We start from the raw sequence: 16,761 nt of genomic DNA, 5'->3' as shown, positions 1-16,761 counted from the left end.
CAGTAAAAATCCGCCTTCATAGAAGGCGGCTTTGACTACGCCCCAGAGGGGCGCTCTAAGTTCGGACTCATAGAGCCCTCTCTTCACACTTCATGTAGCGATAGCTGTTTATCATCCGCTTCATGCTTTTCTTGATACTTGACGTATTTACGGATCATTTCTGCATTCACACCTACGGTGTCTACACAGTATCCCTTTGCCCAGAAGTGATTTCCCCATAGTTTATGCTTACGTAAGTAGGGAAATTTGCTGAAGAGCCTTATTGCTGTCCTACCCTTCAAGTGGCCCATCACTTCTGATACTGACAACTTCGGCGGTATCTTCACCAAAAGATGCACATGATCTAACTGAACGTTTAGTTCAATAATTTGGATCTTCAGTTGCTCACTGAGTATCCATATCTGTCGGTACACTTCTTTCCCAACATTGCCTTTGAGAATTCTGAAACGGCACTTAGGCGTCCAGACTATATGATATTGACAATGCCACAGTACGTGGGAAGCTCTTTGAAACCTGCTCATGTTTAATTTCCTTATCAGTTGTGGGGACAACAGATAGGGATTTTGGCATGAGCAGGTTTTTACAGGCAGAGCCAAAACCGAGTCGATAACCACGTCCACAGGACGTGGTTTTAAGTTAGGAATAAAAATGGCGCTGAATCCAGCGCCAGTTGAATACTTTCGTGCATTATTTAGTTACGTCCGCGCCAAACCATTTCTCGGAGATCTTCGCCATCGTGCCGTCTTTTTGCATCTCGGCGATCGCCTGGTCAATCGCGGCCAGCAGCTCTGGGTTGTTCTTGCGCAGCGCCACGCCGGACTCCTGACGAGAGAACGCCGGGCCGGCTACCGCCAACGTATCGCCGGTTTTCTTCACCAGATCCAGCGCCGCCAGGCGATCCACCAGAATGGCGTTGATGCGGCCAACGCGCAGATCCTGATACTTGGTCGGGTCGTCGTCGTAGGTACGCACGTCCACGCCCTGCACATTCGCGCGCAGCCATTGCTCATAGTTGGTGCCCAGGCCCACGCCGACCTTCTTGCCCTTCAGGTCTTCCGGCTTGGTGATGGTGCCTTCGTTGCCTTTTTTCACCAGCGCCTGAATACCGGAAACGGTGTAAGGGGTGGAGAAGTCATATTTCTTCTTGCGCTCATCGGAGAGCGTCACCTGGTTGATGACCACGTCGATGCGTTTCGAATCCAGCGAAGCCAGCATGCCGTCCCACTTGGTCGGGTTCAGCTTGGCCTTCACGCCCAGGTGTTCCGCCAGCGCGTTGGCGAAATCCACTTCGAAACCGGTCAGCTTGCCGTCTTCCCCCTGGAAGCTGAACGGCGGATAGGTGCCTTCCAGGCCGACGATCAGCGTGCCGCGCTGCTTCACCTGCTGCAGCAGATTGTCGGCAGCGTAGGTTTGGGTCGCCAAACCGGCGGCCAACGCGACGCCCACCACGCCCAACAGCCATTGACGACGAACTTTTGCAAACATCATAAACACCCCTGTGTGTTATTTATCTTTTTTGATATCAGCACTTTAACAGTGCGACCGCCCGCATAAAGGAATATAACTTTATAAATATAGTTCAAAATGGAATAACAAGCGGTGTTTACACCTGTGGATGGTAGGCGAACAGCGCCGGCGCGCCGCCGGTGTGAACGAACAGAATAGGGCCTTCATCGCGGAAGCGCCGCTGGGCGATGCCGTCGATCAAACCGGCCATCGCTTTGCCGGTGTACACCGGATCCAGCAATACGCCTTCTTGCTGCGCCAGCAGCTGCACCGCCGCCATGCCCTCTTCGTTCGGCATGCCGTATTGTGGCGCGAAGTAATCGTCCCACAGCGCGATCGGCGCCAGTTCGTCGATATTCAGCGAACAGGCCAGAGCTTTCTGGATCTGCTCCACCTTCGGCAGCTGATCGATCACGGTGCGCGAGACGGTCACGCCGATCAGTTCGGTTTCCGGCAGCAGCTGCTGCAGCCCCACCGCCAGCCCGGCGTGGGTGCCGGCGCTGCCGGACGCCACCACCACCGAACTGAACGCCACGTTGCTGCGTTGGCTCTGCTCGGCGATTTCCAATGCGCACTGTACGTATCCCAGCGCGCCCAGGGCATTGGAACCGCCCACCGGCACCACGTAAGGCCGGAAGCCCTGCGCCTCAAGGCGCGTCGCCAGCTCCGCCAGCTGCTGCTGCGGATCGTGCAGCGCTTCGCACATCACCACCTCGGCGTTGAACAGGCCGAGCAACAGGCGGTTGCCGTTGGTCAGGTAGTTTTCCGCGCGGGTATCGATAGGGTTTTCCAGTAGCGCGACGCAGTGCAGGCCCAGTTTCGCCGCCACCGCCGCCGTCTGGCGCACGTGGTTGGATTGAATGGCGCCGGCGGTGACCAGCGTATCGGCACCTTGACGCAGCGCGTCGGCGGCCAAAAACTCAAGCTTTCTCAGCTTGTTGCCGCCCATGGCCATAGGAGTGACATCGTCACGTTTAAGGTAGATTTCGCGGCCGAGGTAATCGGAGAGACGGGACAGCTTTTCGAGCGGTGTGGCGGTGCCAACCAGATCCAGACGCGGAAATTGCGCCAGTTGTTGTTGCAGGTTCACTACTTCCCCCCAGGGAATCGAATATCAACATCTGATAACCGATAGATTTAGCAGATGTGAACTGAATAATCATCCTTTATCACGGGGGAAACAGCAGGCCCCGGCCCAGCGGCCGGGGAAAAGTCTCAGTAGCTGCGCTGCCAGGCGAGATACTGATCGTATTTGCGCAGCGCAATGCGGTAGTTGTTGTGCGCCGCGGTAGGCAGATCGTCGATGATGCGCTGATGGCTGGCGCTGCTGGCGAATTTATCCGCCGGGTAGTTGCGCGCCACCAGCATTTCGTCCAGCCGGCGCAGCCGCACCACATACTCGCGGATGGTGCTGTGGCTCATCTCGGTCTGCTCGAACAGATACTGTTTGAACGCCATGATGTCGAAATAGCTCGGGTGGCTGTTGCAGGAGATCTCGCTGCAGAAGCGGCACAGCGCGGTCAGCTCGTGCTGCACGTTTTGCCAGACCGCATCGTCGATCGGCTGATCCATGCGCGCGATGGCTTCTTTATTGATAATCTTGCCGCGAAACACCAGCGCCATGCGGTCCAACAGTTTGCCGCACTGGGAGCAATGGGTTTGGCTGTGCTTGTAGTCTTTCAGGTAACGGCTAAGCGGCCGTTTCTTCAACAGTATTCCTGGCATAAAGGGCAGTCCGATTGTCGCATGAGTCATCGAGTTGAGGGGCGGTGGGCCGCCGTCAGGTATCGTTCGCCAGCCGCGCGCGCAGCCGTTTGATCGCCTGACTGTGCAGTTGGCTGACGCGGGATTCCCCGACGTCCAGCACGGCGCCGATCTCTTTGAGATTCAACTCTTCCTGGTAATACAGCGTCAGCACCATTTTTTCGCGCTCCGGCAACGCCTCGATGGCGTCGATCACCCGCTGGCGCAGGCTGCCTTCCAACAGGTGATGCAGCGGGTTGGCCTCTTCATGCCCTTCCAGCATCGGTTCCGCGTTCTCGCCATGCTCCTCGCGCCATTCGTCGTAGGAGAAAAGCTGGCTGTTATTGGTGTCCAACAGAATTTGACGGTACTCATCCAGCGAGATATTCAGCGTCTGCGCCACTTCCGTCTCGCTCGCCGGACGGCCGTAACGCTGTTCCAGTTGCCGCATCACCTGCGCGACTTCGCGCGCATGGCGCCGCACGCTGCGCGGCACCCAGTCGCGGCTGCGCAGCTCGTCGAGCATCGCGCCGCGAATGCGTTGCACCGCATAGGTGGTAAAGGCGGTTCCTTGTAGGGCGTCATAACGCTCAACGGCGTTCAATAGCCCGATTCCCCCGGCCTGCAGCAAGTCGTCAAGCTCCACGCTGGCGGGCAGCCTGACCTGCAGGCGCAACGCCTCGTGGCGCACTAACGGGACGTAGCGCAGCCAGAGAGAATTTTTGTCCATCACGCCTTCGGCGGTATACAGATCGCTCACTATGTCTTAAACCTGCGGATAAGAGAGTCAGCGCTATTATGCGTAGGGGGCGGAATGCCAATCGGCTGAACAGTCGCACAAAACGGGCTTTATTTGCGCCATGTAATAACCGCGCGGTGCGCGAGCATAAAAAAACCCCGCCGAAGCGGGGTTTCTTTGCGACAGTTAATCGGGAGAGACGATTAACGCAGCAGGGACAGCACGTTCTGAGTAGACTGGTTAGCCTGTGCCAGAACAGAGGTGCCAGCCTGTTGCAGGATGTTGGCACGGCTCATGTTGGACACTTCGGTCGCGTAGTCAGCATCCTGGATACGGGACTGAGAAGCGGACAGGTTGTTCACGGTGCTGTTCAGGTTGTTGATAACAGAATCGAAACGGTTCTGTACCGCACCCAGGGAAGAACGCAGGGAGTCAACCTGAGACAGCGCTTTGTCCAGGGTTGCCAGCGGGTCGGCAGTTTTTGGCTCGGTGGACTGCTCAGCGCCCTTGGTCACTTTACCGGCTGCGTCTACGGTCGCCTTGAAGTATTTGGCATCGGCACCGGTACCTTCCTGGATCACGTAAGATTTGCCGTTGTCGTAAGAGCGCAGGTTAGCCGCATCAGGACCGGTAGGAGCCACTTCTTTCTCAATGCTGGTTACCGCAGTGCCGCCGGTTGGTTTAGTGGCTTCTTTGGTGCCAACGGATTTCAGGTCGCCGGTCGCTTTATCGAAAGTTGCTTTGTAGTAGTCGCCATCGGCGTTGATAGCGAATACATCGTCACCAACTTTCTCATAGCTGGCAATATCTTTACCACCGGCTTGAACGGTACCGGTGTTGATTGCCACGCTGGTGCCGGTTTTCACGGTAGCAGGTGCAGCGGCAGCTACTTTGGTTTTATCAATGCCATCGGCCACGCTGAACTTTTCCAGACCCAGAGTTTTAGCATTGATGTCTTTCAGTTCGATATCGATGGTTTCGCCGTCGTTCGCGCCAACCTGGATGGTCAGTTTCTGATCTGCGCTCAGTACTTTCACGCCGTTGAAATCAGTCTGCTCGGAGATGCGGTTGATTTCAGACAGACGCTGAGAGATCTCGTCCTGGATGGACTGCAGGTCGCTGGAAGAGTTGGAACCGTTCTGAGACTGTACGGTCAGACGACGGATGTTCTGCAGGTTGTCGTTAACTTCGTTCAGTGCGCCTTCGGTGGTCTGCGCCAGGGAGATACCGTCGTTGGCGTTGCGAGAAGCCTGAGTCAGACCCTTGATGTTCGCGGTGAAACGGTTGGAGATCGCCTGACCCGCAGCATCGTCTTTCGCGCTGTTGATACGCAGACCGGAAGACAGACGCTCAATCGCAGTACCCAGAGAAGACTGAGATTTGTTCAGGTTGTTCTGCGCCATCAGCGACAGGCTGTTAGTGTTAATTACTTGTGCCATTGTTTGCTTTCCTTACGAGTCAGTTGCGTTCTTCGCAACACAGTTAAAAGGTTCGGGCTTGTTTGCCCACGGCGTCAACCACCGTCCCCTCAGGTATCGGCCCTCCCCTAACAACCTTTAGCAATTTTTTAAAATTTTTTGCGCCAGGGGCAATGGCAGAAATAACGCGGTTTTTCCCTCCTCTATTGCGCCATCGTTTTTTTGTTTTTTTCGGTAAACTTTTTCATCACTGGGCCGATAACGCGTAAAGCGAATAAAGTCATTACCAAGGAGAAACACGAATGGCATCGATCAGTTCATTAGGCATCGGCTCAGGACTCGACCTTAACGGTTTGCTCGACAAGCTGACCAAAGCGGAACAACAGCGCCTGACGCCGTACACCACCCAGCAGACCAGCTACAACGCCCAGCTAACCGCTTACGGCACGCTGAAAGGCGCACTGGAGAAGTTTGACAATCTGAGCAAAGACCTGGCCAAGCCAGAGTTCTTCAACAACACCACCGCCACCAAGCACGATCAGTTTACCGTGACCACCACCGACAAGTCGGTACCGGGCAACTATTCGATTGAGGTCTTGAAACTGGCACAGCCGCAAACGCTGACCACTCAGACGCCGATCGCCGACCAGCAGGCCAAGCTGGGCACCCCGGGCAGCAGCGATCGTTCCATATCTATTACGGCAGGTAACCCGCCGAAAGAGACCAAGATCCCGCTCGGTGACGATCAGACTTCGCTGGTCGAGATGCGCGACGCCATCAACAAATCGAAATCCGGCGTCACTGCCAGCATCATGCGCGTCGGCGACAATGACTATCAACTGGCATTGAGCTCCACCACGCCCGGCGAAAAAAACACCATTGCGGTGCAGGTCAATAACGACGACAAGCTCGGTGCCATCCTCAACTACGATCCTAAAAATCCGCCTAAAGATGGCAGCACCGCGATGAAACAAACCGTGCCTGGGCAGGATGCGGAAATCGTCGTCAACGGCACGAAAATCAAGCGCAGCACCAACTCGATCGCCGATGCCTTGCAGGGCGTAACGCTCGATCTGAAAACCACCACCAAGGCCGGCGAACCGCAAAACCTAGTGATCGGCATCGACAAGAGCGGCAGCGCCGACAAGATTAAAGAGTGGGTGGATAACTACAACTCGCTGCTGGACACCTTCAATTCGCTGACCAAATACACGCCGGTCAAAAGCGGCGAAGCGCAGAATGCCAAGAACGGTGCGCTGCTGGGTGACAACACCCTGCGCGGTATCCAGTCCTCGATCAAAAGCGCCCTCAGCTCGGCGCAGGACAACCCGGAGTTGAAAGGCCTGGGCAACCTCGGCATCACCACCAACGTCAAAACCGGCAAGCTGGAAATCGACAGCACCAAGCTGAACAAAGCCATCGACGAAAAACCGGAGCAGGTCGCCAACTTCTTCGCAGGTAACGGCAAAGACACCGGTATGGCCACCCAGATCCACAACGATATCCAAAGTTACATCAAGGCCGGCGGCATCATCGAGAACTCGACCAAGAGCATCAATACCAACCTCGATCGCCTGAACATCCAGATCACCACGGTCACGGCCAGCATTCAGAACACCATCGACCGTTACAAGCAGCAGTTCGTTCAGTTGGATACCATGATGTCCAAATTGAGCAGCACGGGTAACTATTTACAACAGCAATTCTCTGCAAAGTGATCCCTTAACCAGGTAACAGGTAAAGAAACAACATGTATAACAGAAGCGGCACTCAGGCCTATGCACAGGTCAGTCTGGAAAGCGGCGCCATGAGCGCCAGCCCGCACCAGTTAATCGTGATGTTGTTCGACGGGGCGCTCAGCGCCCTGCTTCGCGCACGCATCCTGATGAACCAGGGCGATATCGCCGGCAAAGGCCTGGCGCTGTCCAAAGCCATCAACATCATCGACAACGGCCTGAAAGGCGGCCTCGACCCTCAACAGGGCGGCGAGATCGCCGAAAACCTGGCGGCGTTGTACGACTACATGAAGCGTCGGTTAATGCAGGCCAACCTGCATAACGACGAGGCGGCAATCGCCGAAGTGGTCAAACTGCTGGAGAACATCGCCGATGCCTGGCGCCAGATCGGCCCCAACTACCAACCTTCGCAGGACGCCGTGTAATGGAACGTCAACAGCAGCTGTTAGCCGCTTATCAACAAATTTACAGCCTGAGCAGCCAGATGATCGCGCTGGCGCAAACCGGGCGCTGGGAAGAGCTCGTCGAACTCGAATTCGCCTACGTGACGGCGGTGGAAAAAACCGCCGCCTTTACCGGGCAAGCCGGCCCGTCTATGGCCTTGCAAGAGATGCTGCGCAATAAGCTGCAACAGATCCTCGACAACGAAACCGAGCTCAAGCGTCTGCTGCAGCAACGCATGGATGAGTTGAAAACGCTGATCGAGCAGTCCACGCGCCAGAACGTGGTCAACAATACCTACGGCCAATTTCATGACCGCGCGCTGTTGCTGGGGGAACCACAGGTCCGATAAGATCGACAATACTGACGAAAATGGATTAAATAGCACCATGCGCTATTACTCTCGGGTTACGTTAGGATATTAATCTATGGCATTTGAATTATTCAGTTTATGGGTAATTGGTAAAATGCGCGCTTCGAGCCTGGCTCTCACTTTAATGGATAAGCATCATCCCGACACGGACGTTTTCTGTTCAGCAGGAAATTGATTTTTGATAGATAAAACACGCCGCTGTGTTTCACAGCCCATGGAAAAATGTTGCTCCAACGCGGATCAAAGCGTAAAGATATTCCCAGATAATGGCTGCGAAATGAATATCGATGGAACGTACAATTAATCTCTGTCCAGGAATTGGTGCCTCAGCGCACATCGTTCAGCATACTGAATTATTATTCCCTTCAGTCTATTTTGAGCAACCACATCTGTATCTGATACAACAAGGCCATAAGCGCGTACGCTGGCAACAACACGAAGTGGTGGCTCATCCCGGTGAGCTGTTGATTATCGACGGGGGACAAACGGTGGATATTATTAACGGCCCCTCCGAAGAGGGTGTGTTCAGCTGTCAGTTGCTGACCTGCGACCCTCTGTTGCTCACTCTTCAGCCTCCGGCCGAGGAAACGCCGGCGCCGATGCCGTTCGATGCCGTCCTGGCGCTGCGCAATCTGCCCTGCGCCCTGAAGCACAGCTTTGAGACCACCAGCCTGGCGCTGGCGCTCCGGCAGCGTTTTCCCACCATCATCGTGCGGCACAAAATGCTGGAAATTCTGCTGTGGCTGGCCCAGTTCGGCATTCGCTTCATCCACAACGAAGCCAAAGACCTGACGCAGCGCGTGCGCCGCTGCCTGGCAACCGATCCACACAGCATTTGGACCGCGGCCAAAGTCGCGGAGAGCCTGTCGATGAGTGAAGTGATGCTGCGCCGCAAACTGTCGATGGAAAATACCGCGTTGCGCAACCTGATGATCGACGTGCGCATGAGCAGTGCGCTGGCCCTGCTGCAATCCACCGACTGGCCGATATCCGCCATCGCACAACATGTCGGCTATGAAAGCGCGTCGCGTTTCGCCGAACGTTTTCGCAAGCGCTTCGGCTTTGCGCCTACCGCCATTCGCGGCCACCAAAGGATTATGGAACCTGGCCCCCTGGGGGCCGAAGCGATAGCCGCCGGAGAAACATAAATAGACGCGCAACAAAATGGCTTTATTTAGCACAGGTTCCTAACAGTTGTCACAACGCTGAGATAGGCTACGCAAAGTCGAACCGCCGAAGAGCAAATTAAACGATGCGTAATGAAAAGCGATTATTTTCTCTGGCAATAATGTTGTTGGGGCTGTGGCTTTTAGCATTGCTGTATGAAGAAGACATGATGCGCTTACTTGCCGCACAATAAAATGGCCAGGCTTTTATCGCCTGGTCAGACTTCAGTCCAGTTTAACCAAAATGCCAATTAATACGGCGAGTACCGTCAGCATTAAAATACTGATCAGACGCCATCTGGATTCGCTTTTCGTGCTCATTGACCTGCCTCGAATAATAACCCTACTAATCAGGCCATAATAAACGGTCACCTGGGCATTCAATAAGCCTGACAGCGCCGTTTTCGTCCCTCTATTCGTTACATTAGCGCCCATTCCCTGTCAGTTGCGGCTCCGGCCCTTAGCGTTGTGATACCGACGGCGCCACAAGCGCCAATTTTCCCGGCAGCTCCGCCACCAGTTTGTCCACCGCCAGCCGCACCTTGAGCGGCTGGTAAGGCATATAGGGCCATACCACATTCACCGGAAAACTGAGGCTGGACTCACCGCGCATGATCTCCACCAACGTCCCCGCCGCCAGCCGATCGCGGACCAGCCACTCCGGCAGCCAGGCAATACCGGCACCGGCGGAAACGGCATCGACGATCCCCTGCATATCATCCATCATCATCTTGGCCGGTGGCCTGAACGGCTGCAGCTCGCCGTTTTCGCCGCGAAGTTGCCAGGGCAACACCGCCCCCGCGTGCAGATACCCCACCGCCTGATGTCGGCTTAACGCGTCCACCGTGCTCGGTTCTCCGCTGCGCCGCAGGTAGTCGGGCGAAGCGCACAGGAGCATGCCGTGTTCACCCAGGCGCCGGGCAACCAGACTGCCGCTGTCCGCCAGCTCGCCGATGCGTACCGCCAGATCGAACCCCTCATCGACCAGATCGATCCTGCGATCGCTGAACGAGATTTCCAGCGTCAACAACGGATGCTCATTCGCCAGCGCCGTCAGCAAGGGGGCGATGCACAGGTGGCCGAACAACACCGGCACCGAGACCCTGAGCCGGCCGCTGACCTGCATCTTGCCGCTGTCCAGCTGATTTTCCGCCGCCTGTATGTTCGCTAACGCCTGCCGGCAGTGCTCGTAGTAAAGCGCCCCTTCATCCGTCAGGCTCAGGCTGCGCGTAGTGCGCATAAACAACATCACGCCGAGCCGCGCCTCCAGCCGCGACACGATTTTGCTGACCGCGGAGCGCGTCAGATGCAGTTTTTCTGCGGCGGCGGCAAAACTGCCGCCTTCCGCCACGGCGACAAAAGCCGGCAGCGCGCTGAGATCGCTTTTCATTTTACCGTTTCCAAATTGGAATCAATTAAGTGAAAACCTATCACCACTGGTGAACATCAAGCAATGATAACCTGCAGTCATTCCGGAATTCCCGGTGAAAACCACAGATGACCGTCAGAGGACAACCACATGAAAAAAATACTGGTGCTCAAATCCAGCATTATGGGAAACGACTCGCAGACCAATAACCTGATTGACCGCTATCTGGCGGAGCGTCGGGCCAAAGGACACGAAGATAAGATCGTCGAGCACGATCTGACGGCGTTGGATCTGCCGGTATTGGACGGCGAGCTGTTCAGTGCGCTGCGCGGCGCGGAAAACACCAGCCCACGCGCGCAAGCGGCGGTGGCGCTGTCCAATCGGCTGATTGCCGAACTGAAAGGGAGCGATCTGCTGCTGATCGGAGCGCCAATGTACAACCTCAACGTACCGACCCAGCTGAAAAACTGGTTCGATCTGGTGGCCCGCGCCCGGGTAACGTTCAACTATACCGCCACCTACCCGGTCGGGTTGGTCGAGGGCGTCAATGCGCTGGTATTCAGTTCACGCGGCGGCGTACATGCCGGCCAGCCGACCGACGCCGTGACGCCCTACCTGCGGTCGGTGCTGGGGCTGATGGGGATCGGCGACGTGCAATTTATCTATGCCGAAGGGCTGGATATGAAACCGCACGGCCTCGCGCAGGGACTGGCGAACGCCCACGAACGGATTGCGGAATTGGCGGACTGAGGCCTTTTCGATGTTGCTGACTCTGTTTGTCATCGGCCCTTTTGCCCTCCTGTTAGCCGTCGAGATCCGTCGCTTTTGGCGACGGACCCGGCTCTGACAGGCGGCATAGGCCGAACGTCACACCGGCATATTCATAATATCTTGGTAGGCCGCCACCAGCTTGTTGCGCACCTGCACGCCCAGTTGCAAAGAGACCGACGATTTCTGCAGATCGACCATCACATCGTTCAGGCTGATGCCCGGCACGCCCAGTTCAAAATCCTGCGCCTGCTTGCGCGCCGTTTGCTGGGTCTCGCTGATCTTGCCGAGCGCCGCGGTCAGTTCGCTGGCGAAGCTGACGCCCTGTGGCGCCGCATTCTGCCCCATTTTGCCGGCCTGAACCGCCATGGTCTGCATCTGCTGCAGTACCCCTTCAATGCCCTGAATCGCCATCTGGTCCTCAATCATCTCGTCTCGCCGGGTGACGTTTCACCCTGCACTTCTCCAATGATGCACACCCTAGCACAGCGTTTTCAGAGCTAAAGCGGCTAATTAACTGCAAAAAACCCGGCTTATCGGGCAATCAGAATCGTCTGATAAGGCGAATAATGGCCTGCCCAGAAATGGGAGCGCCGCTATTTAGAAGATATGTGTATCAGGGAGTCTGTTTTGTCACACAACGCTAACCATACCGTTCATCAGCCTGGCAGGGAGCTGCTCAGCGGCCCGTACGGGATCGTGAGCGCCATTGAAGGACGAGACCTAAAATGAGTGCTTCGATAACCGCCGGCGAAAGCCGCGACAACGGCCTGCAGGCCATCTGGAATCGTCTGCGCGCCAACCCGAAAATTCCGTTGCTGGTCGCCGCTTCCGCCGCGATCGCGATCGTCGTCGCGCTGCTGTTGTGGGTGAAAAGTCCCGACTACCGCGTGCTGTACAGCAATCTGAACGACCGCGACGGTGGCGCCATCGTCACCCAGCTGACGCAGATGAATATCCCTTACCGCTTTGCCGAGAATGGCGCAGCGCTGCTGATCCCGGCGGAAAAGGTGCATGAAACCCGCCTGCGCCTGGCGCAGCAAGGGCTGCCGAAAGGCGGCGCCGTCGGCTTCGAACTGCTGGATCAGGAAAAATTCGGCATCAGCCAGTTCAGCGAGCAGATCAACTATCAGCGTGCCCTCGAGGGCGAGCTGTCGCGCACTATCGAATCGCTGGGGCCGGTACAAAACGCCCGCGTTCACCTGGCGCTGCCTAAACCTTCGCTGTTCGTGCGCGAACAAAAATCCCCTTCCGCGTCGGTAACGCTGACCCTGCAACCCGGCCGTGCGCTGGACGATGGCCAGATCAACGCCATCGTTTATATGGTGTCGAGCAGCGTCGCCGGCCTGCCGCCGGGCAATGTGACCGTGGTCGATCAGGCTGGCCGTCTGCTGACGCAGTCCGACGGCACCGGGCGCGATCTCAACGCCTCGCAGCTGAAATACGCCAACGAAGTGGAAAACGGCTTCCAGCGCCGCATCGAAGCGATCCTCGCCCCGGTGGTCGGCAGCGCCAACGTGCGCGCGCAGGTCACGGCGCAAATCGACTTCGCCACTCGCGAACAAACCGATGAACAGTACCAACCTAATCAACAGCCTGACAAAGCCGCTATCCGCTCTCAGCAAACCAGCCTGAGCGAGCAGATCGGCGGGCCACAGGTAGGCGGCGTGCCGGGCGCACTGTCTAATCAGCCAAGCGCGCCGGCCACGGCACCGATTGAGACCGCCAAGCCGGCCACCACCGCAGGCAACAATGCCAACGCCAATGCCACCGCGCAAAACGCCGCGACCACCCGCAGCGCGGCGGCCAGCGGCGTACCGCAAAATACCCGTCGCGACGCGACCACCAACTACGAGCTCGACCGCACCATTCGCCATACCCAGCAAAAAGCCGGCACCGTGCAGCGTTTGTCGGTCGCCGTGGTCGTCAACTATCTGGGCACCGATAAAGACGGCAAACCGCAGCCGATGAGCAAAGAGCAGCTGGCGCAGATCGAAGCGCTGGTGCGTGAAGCGATGGGCTACTCCAGCAGCCGTGGCGATACCCTGAACGTGGTCAACACGCCGTTTACCGACAGTCAGGTGACCGGTGGCGAACTGCCGTTCTGGCAAAGCCAGTCGTTTATCGATCGTCTGATCGACGCGGGCCGCTATCTGCTGGTGCTGCTGGTGGCCTGGCTGCTGTGGCGCAAACTGGTGCGGCCGCAGCTGCAACAGCGCCAGGCGGCGCAACAGGCCGCCGCCGCCGCCGCCAACGCCCCTGCCGCCAAACCGGTCGACAGCAGCAAACCGAGCAACGAGGAGCTGGCGCAGCGTCGTAAATCGCAGCAGCGCGTCAGCGCAGAAGTCCAGAGCCAGCGGATCCGCGATCTGGCTGACAAAGACCCACGCGTGGTCGCTCTGGTAATCCGCCAATGGATGAGTAACGAGATATGAGCCTGACCGGAACCGACAAAAGCGCCATCCTGCTGATGACGCTGGGTGAAGATCGCGCGGCGGAGGTGTTCAAACACCTCTCCTCGCGCGAAGTACAGCTGCTGAGCGGCACCATGGCCGGCATGAGCCAGGTTTCGCACAAACAGCTCGGCGAAGTACTGACCGAGTTTGAAGACGACGCAGAGCAATACGCGGCGCTGAGCGTCAACGCCAGCGACTACCTGCGTTCGGTGCTGGTCAAAGCGCTGGGCGAAGAGCGCGCCGCCAGCCTGCTGGAAGACATTCTCGAATCGCGCGAGACCACCACCGGCATGGAAACGCTCAACTTTATGGAGCCGCAGAGCGCTGCCGATCTGATCCGCGACGAACACCCGCAGATCATCGCCACCATTCTGGTGCACCTCAAACGCGGCCAGGCGGCAGATATCCTGGCCCTGTTCGACGAACGCCTGCGCAACGACGTGATGCTGCGTATCGCCACCTTCGGCGGCGTACAGCCAGCGGCGTTGGCGGAGTTGACCGAAGTGCTGAACAACCTGCTCGACGGCCAGAACCTCAAGCGCAGCAAAATGGGCGGGGTGCGCACCGCCGCCGAGATCATCAACCTGATGAAAACCCAGCAGGAAGAAGCGGTCATCGACGCGATGCGCGAATACGACGGCGAGCTGGCGCAGAAGATCATCGACGAGATGTTCCTGTTCGAAAACCTGGTGGAGGTCGACGATCGCAGTATCCAACGCCTGCTGCAGGAAGTGGAAGGCGAGTCGCTGCTGATTGCGTTGAAAGGCGCCGAGCAGCCGCTGCGCGAGAAGTTCCTCAAGAACATGTCGCAACGCGCCGCCGACATCCTGCGCGACGATCTGGCCAACCGTGGGCCGGTGCGCATGTCGCAGGTGGAGAACGAGCAGAAAGCCATTCTGCTGGTGGTAAGACGCCTGGCGGAAAGCGGCGAAATGATCATCGGCGGCGGCGAGGACACCTATGTCTGATCGCATTAACACCCTGCCCTGGCAGCCCTGGTCGCTCAACGACCTGGGCGAACAGAAACCGGCTGTCGAGCTGCCGCAGTTGCCGGATCTCGAACTTGACGATCCGTCGCCGGACGCACAGGCCGAATTGCAGCAGCAGTTGGCGACGCTGCGCCTGCAGGCGGAGCAACAGGGCCAGCAGTTGGGCTATGCCGACGGCCAGCAAAAAGGCTATGAGGCCGGTTTTCAGTCCGGACTGGAGGAGGGCCGCCAGCAAGGGCTGCTGGAAGCGCAACAGCAGCAGCAGCCGCTGACCGCCCACTGGCAGCAGCTGGTCACCGAATTCCAGCACACGCTGGACGCGCTCGACAGCGTGATCGCTTCGCGGCTGATGCAGCTGGCACTGACCGCCGCCAAACAGGTGCTGGGCCAGCCGCCGGTATGCGACGGCACCGCCCTGCTGGCGCAGATCCAACAACTGATCCAACAGGAACCGATGTTCAACGGCAAGCCGCAGCTGCGGGTGCACCCGGACGACTACCCGCGCGTCGAGCAGCAGCTGGGGGTCACCCTCAGCCTGCACGGCTGGCGCCTGCTGGCGGACGGCGAGCTGCACCCGGGCGGCTGCAAGGTCAGCGCCGAGGAAGGCGATCTCGACGCCAGCCTGGCAACGCGCTGGCATGAACTGTGCCGCCTGGCGGCACCGGGAGAAGTCTGATGACCGCGCGTCTCGGCCGCTGGCTGAGCTCTCTGGATACGCTGGAAAAACGCATCGCGCGCGCGCCGACGGTGCGCCGCTATGGTCGCCTGACCCGTGCGACCGGGCTGGTGCTGGAGGCTACCGGCCTGCAGCTGCCGCTCGGCGCGACCTGCCTCATCGAACGGCACGACGCCGGTGAGGTGCAGGAAGTGGAAAGCGAAGTGGTCGGCTTCAACGGCCAGCGGCTGTTCCTGATGCCGTTGGAAGAAGTGGAAGGCATCGTGCCGGGCGCGCGGGTTTACGCCCGCATCGCGCCGGAAGGCCAAAGCGCCGGCAAACAGCTGCCGCTCGGCCCGGCCCTGTTGGGACGGGTGCTGGACGGCAGCGCCAAACCGCTCGACGGCCTGCCTTCACCGGAAACCGGTTACCGCGCGCCGCTGATCACCGCACCGTTCAACCCCTTGCAGCGCACGCCGATCGAGCAGGTGCTGGACGTGGGGGTGCGCACCATCAACGGCCTGCTAACCGTCGGCCGCGGCCAGCGTATGGGCCTGTTCGCCGGCTCCGGCGTCGGCAAGAGCGTGCTGCTCGGCATGATGGCCCGTTATACCCAGGCGGATGTGATCGTCGTTGGCCTGATCGGCGAGCGTGGCCGCGAGGTCAAAGACTTTATCGAGAACATTCTCGGCGCCGAAGGCCGGGCGCGCTCGGTGGTGATCGCCGCGCCGGCGGACGTGTCGCCGCTGCTGCGCATGCAGGGGGCGGCCTACGCCACCCGCATCGCCGAAGATTTCCGCGATCGCGGGCAGCATGTGTTGTTGATCATGGATTCCCTCACCCGCTACGCCATGGCGCAGCGTGAGATCGCCCTGGCCATCGGCGAGCCGCCGGCGACCAAAGGCTATCCGCCTTCGGTCTTCGCCAAGCTGCCTGCGCTGGTGGAACGCGCGGGCAACGGCATCAGCGGCGGCGGTTCCATCACCGCCTTCTACACCGTGTTGACCGAAGGGGACGATCAGCAAGACCCGATCGCCGACTCGGCGCGCGCAATTCTCGATGGCCACGTGGTGCTGTCCCGGCGCCTGGCGGAAGCCGGCCACTACCCGGCGATCGACATCGAAGCGTCAATCAGCCGCGCCATGACGTCGCTGATCGACGAAGAGCATTACCGCCGGGTGCGCACCTTCAAACAGATGCTGGCCAGCTATCAGCGCAACCGCGATCTGATCAGCGTCGGTGCCTACGCGGCGGGCAGCGATCCGTTGCTGGACAAAGCGATGACGCTGTATCCGCAGATGGAAGCTTACCTGCAACAGGGCATCTTTGAACGCAGCGGCTATGATGAAGCCTGTCAACAGCTGCAGCAGTTGATTGTTTAACGTCACCAGAGGCGCACAGC

General features: G+C 58.4%; 17 protein-coding genes. 9 read left to right on the top strand and 8 right to left on the bottom strand.

Going from position 1 to position 16,761, the window contains the following annotated elements; all coding sequences use genetic code 11:
* Positions 1–83: 83 nt before the first annotated feature.
* The 6 genes from tnpA to AWX27_RS08200 all read right to left on the bottom strand — a co-directional run bounded on the left by tnpA (position 84) and on the right by AWX27_RS08200 (position 5,427).
* Positions 84–521, bottom strand: coding sequence for an IS200/IS605 family transposase (gene tnpA, locus AWX27_RS08225; protein ID WP_039567450.1), 438 nt, complete (start codon positions 519–521; stop codon positions 84–86).
* Positions 522–687: 166 nt separating this feature from the next.
* Positions 688–1,488 (bottom strand): cystine ABC transporter substrate-binding protein, encoded by an 801-nt coding sequence (tcyJ, locus tag AWX27_RS08220; protein ID WP_049197982.1) that lies wholly within the window; start codon positions 1,486–1,488, stop codon positions 688–690.
* A 115-nt stretch (positions 1,489–1,603) separates the two neighbouring features.
* Positions 1,604–2,596: a D-cysteine desulfhydrase gene (locus AWX27_RS08215; RefSeq protein ID WP_025303239.1), complete on the bottom strand. Its 993-nt coding sequence runs from the start codon at positions 2,594–2,596 to the stop codon at positions 1,604–1,606.
* A gap of 125 nt (positions 2,597–2,721) precedes the next feature.
* The gene (gene fliZ, locus AWX27_RS08210) at positions 2,722–3,231 is read right to left on the bottom strand and encodes a flagella biosynthesis regulatory protein FliZ (protein ID WP_025303240.1); all 510 of its coding nucleotides are present in this window, start codon (positions 3,229–3,231) and stop codon (positions 2,722–2,724) included.
* 55 nt (positions 3,232–3,286) lie between these two features.
* Complete coding sequence (locus AWX27_RS08205; RefSeq protein WP_004934752.1) at positions 3,287–4,009, bottom strand: RNA polymerase sigma factor FliA; 723 nt, start codon at positions 4,007–4,009, stop codon at positions 3,287–3,289.
* A gap of 182 nt (positions 4,010–4,191) precedes the next feature.
* A complete protein-coding gene (locus tag AWX27_RS08200) occupies positions 4,192–5,427 on the bottom strand; it encodes a flagellin FliC (RefSeq protein WP_060420830.1) in 1,236 nt (411 codons plus the stop codon).
* Between the two features lie 281 nt (positions 5,428–5,708).
* Here AWX27_RS08200 and fliD point away from each other — a divergent pair, with 281 nt between their 5' ends.
* From fliD to AWX27_RS08180, 4 genes are all read left to right on the top strand, one after another.
* On the top strand, positions 5,709–7,124 hold the full coding sequence (gene fliD / locus AWX27_RS08195) for a flagellar filament capping protein FliD (RefSeq protein WP_060420827.1): 1,416 nt from the start codon (positions 5,709–5,711) through the stop codon (positions 7,122–7,124).
* 32 nt (positions 7,125–7,156) lie between these two features.
* Positions 7,157–7,567: a flagellar export chaperone FliS gene (gene fliS, locus AWX27_RS08190; RefSeq protein WP_038876901.1), complete on the top strand. Its 411-nt coding sequence runs from the start codon at positions 7,157–7,159 to the stop codon at positions 7,565–7,567.
* A complete protein-coding gene (gene fliT, locus AWX27_RS08185) occupies positions 7,567–7,935 on the top strand; it encodes a flagella biosynthesis regulatory protein FliT (protein ID WP_038876898.1) in 369 nt (122 codons plus the stop codon). Before fliS ends, fliT begins: the two co-directional genes overlap by 1 nt.
* Before the next feature lie 308 nt (positions 7,936–8,243).
* A complete protein-coding gene (locus tag AWX27_RS08180; protein ID WP_060420825.1) occupies positions 8,244–9,104 on the top strand; it encodes a helix-turn-helix transcriptional regulator in 861 nt (286 codons plus the stop codon).
* Between the two features lie 478 nt (positions 9,105–9,582).
* Here the strand turns inward: AWX27_RS08180 and AWX27_RS08175 are convergent, their stop codons facing one another.
* Positions 9,583–10,512, bottom strand: a complete 930-nt coding sequence (locus tag AWX27_RS08175; protein WP_060420822.1) for a LysR family transcriptional regulator — start codon at positions 10,510–10,512, stop codon at positions 9,583–9,585.
* 129 nt (positions 10,513–10,641) lie between these two features.
* Between AWX27_RS08175 and AWX27_RS08170 the strand changes: the two genes are divergently transcribed.
* Positions 10,642–11,241, top strand: a complete 600-nt coding sequence (locus AWX27_RS08170) for an FMN-dependent NADH-azoreductase (protein WP_060420819.1) — start codon at positions 10,642–10,644, stop codon at positions 11,239–11,241.
* Between the two features lie 117 nt (positions 11,242–11,358).
* Here AWX27_RS08170 and fliE read toward each other — a convergent pair whose 3' ends face one another.
* Entirely contained in the window at positions 11,359–11,673 is a 315-nt protein-coding gene (gene fliE / locus AWX27_RS08165; RefSeq protein WP_025159836.1) for a flagellar hook-basal body complex protein FliE, read from the bottom strand.
* Positions 11,674–11,987: 314 nt separating this feature from the next.
* Here fliE and fliF point away from each other — a divergent pair, with 314 nt between their 5' ends.
* The 4 genes from fliF to fliI are packed head-to-tail and all read left to right on the top strand — an operon-like array spanning position 11,988 to position 16,741.
* The gene (gene fliF, locus AWX27_RS08160) at positions 11,988–13,694 is read left to right on the top strand and encodes a flagellar basal-body MS-ring/collar protein FliF (protein ID WP_060420817.1); all 1,707 of its coding nucleotides are present in this window, start codon (positions 11,988–11,990) and stop codon (positions 13,692–13,694) included.
* Positions 13,691–14,683, top strand: a complete 993-nt coding sequence (fliG, locus tag AWX27_RS08155) for a flagellar motor switch protein FliG (RefSeq protein ID WP_060420814.1) — start codon at positions 13,691–13,693, stop codon at positions 14,681–14,683. Before fliF ends, fliG begins: the two co-directional genes overlap by 4 nt.
* Positions 14,676–15,380, top strand: coding sequence for a flagellar assembly protein FliH (fliH, locus tag AWX27_RS08150; RefSeq protein WP_038876881.1), 705 nt, complete (start codon positions 14,676–14,678; stop codon positions 15,378–15,380). The genes fliG and fliH overlap by 8 nt, the downstream gene beginning before the upstream one ends.
* A complete protein-coding gene (gene fliI / locus AWX27_RS08145; protein ID WP_004934781.1) occupies positions 15,380–16,741 on the top strand; it encodes a flagellar protein export ATPase FliI in 1,362 nt (453 codons plus the stop codon). Before fliH ends, fliI begins: the two co-directional genes overlap by 1 nt.
* Positions 16,742–16,761: the final 20 nt, after the last annotated feature.

Source organism: Serratia sp. 2880STDY5682894 (assembly GCF_001537385.1).
Taxonomy (GTDB): Bacteria; Pseudomonadota; Gammaproteobacteria; order Enterobacterales; family Enterobacteriaceae; genus Serratia; species Serratia nevei.
Note: the sequence above shows the minus strand (reverse complement) of the source record. Positions and strands in the feature narration are given on the sequence as shown.

Bases quoted from the DNA above. Each gene is read 5' to 3' on its own strand.
- fliD (WP_060420827.1), top strand. From the start codon at position 5,709: ATGGCATCGATCAGTTCATTAGGCATCGGCTCAGGACTCGACCTTAAC.
- tcyJ (WP_049197982.1), bottom strand. From the start codon at position 1,488: ATGATGTTTGCAAAAGTTCGTCGTCAATGGCTGTTGGGCGTGGTGGGC.
- fliE (WP_025159836.1), bottom strand. From the start codon at position 11,673: ATGGCGATTCAGGGCATTGAAGGGGTACTGCAGCAGATGCAGACCATG.
- fliG (WP_060420814.1), top strand. From the start codon at position 13,691: ATGAGCCTGACCGGAACCGACAAAAGCGCCATCCTGCTGATGACGCTG.
- fliT (WP_038876898.1), top strand. From the start codon at position 7,567: ATGGAACGTCAACAGCAGCTGTTAGCCGCTTATCAACAAATTTACAGC.
- fliZ (WP_025303240.1), bottom strand. From the start codon at position 3,231: ATGCCAGGAATACTGTTGAAGAAACGGCCGCTTAGCCGTTACCTGAAA.
- AWX27_RS08180 (WP_060420825.1), top strand. From the start codon at position 8,244: ATGGAACGTACAATTAATCTCTGTCCAGGAATTGGTGCCTCAGCGCAC.
- fliS (WP_038876901.1), top strand. From the start codon at position 7,157: ATGTATAACAGAAGCGGCACTCAGGCCTATGCACAGGTCAGTCTGGAA.
- AWX27_RS08175 (WP_060420822.1), bottom strand. From the start codon at position 10,512: ATGAAAAGCGATCTCAGCGCGCTGCCGGCTTTTGTCGCCGTGGCGGAA.
- AWX27_RS08200 (WP_060420830.1), bottom strand. From the start codon at position 5,427: ATGGCACAAGTAATTAACACTAACAGCCTGTCGCTGATGGCGCAGAAC.
- fliH (WP_038876881.1), top strand. From the start codon at position 14,676: ATGTCTGATCGCATTAACACCCTGCCCTGGCAGCCCTGGTCGCTCAAC.
- AWX27_RS08170 (WP_060420819.1), top strand. From the start codon at position 10,642: ATGAAAAAAATACTGGTGCTCAAATCCAGCATTATGGGAAACGACTCG.
- fliI (WP_004934781.1), top strand. From the start codon at position 15,380: ATGACCGCGCGTCTCGGCCGCTGGCTGAGCTCTCTGGATACGCTGGAA.
- tnpA (WP_039567450.1), bottom strand. From the start codon at position 521: ATGAGCAGGTTTCAAAGAGCTTCCCACGTACTGTGGCATTGTCAATAT.
- fliF (WP_060420817.1), top strand. From the start codon at position 11,988: ATGAGTGCTTCGATAACCGCCGGCGAAAGCCGCGACAACGGCCTGCAG.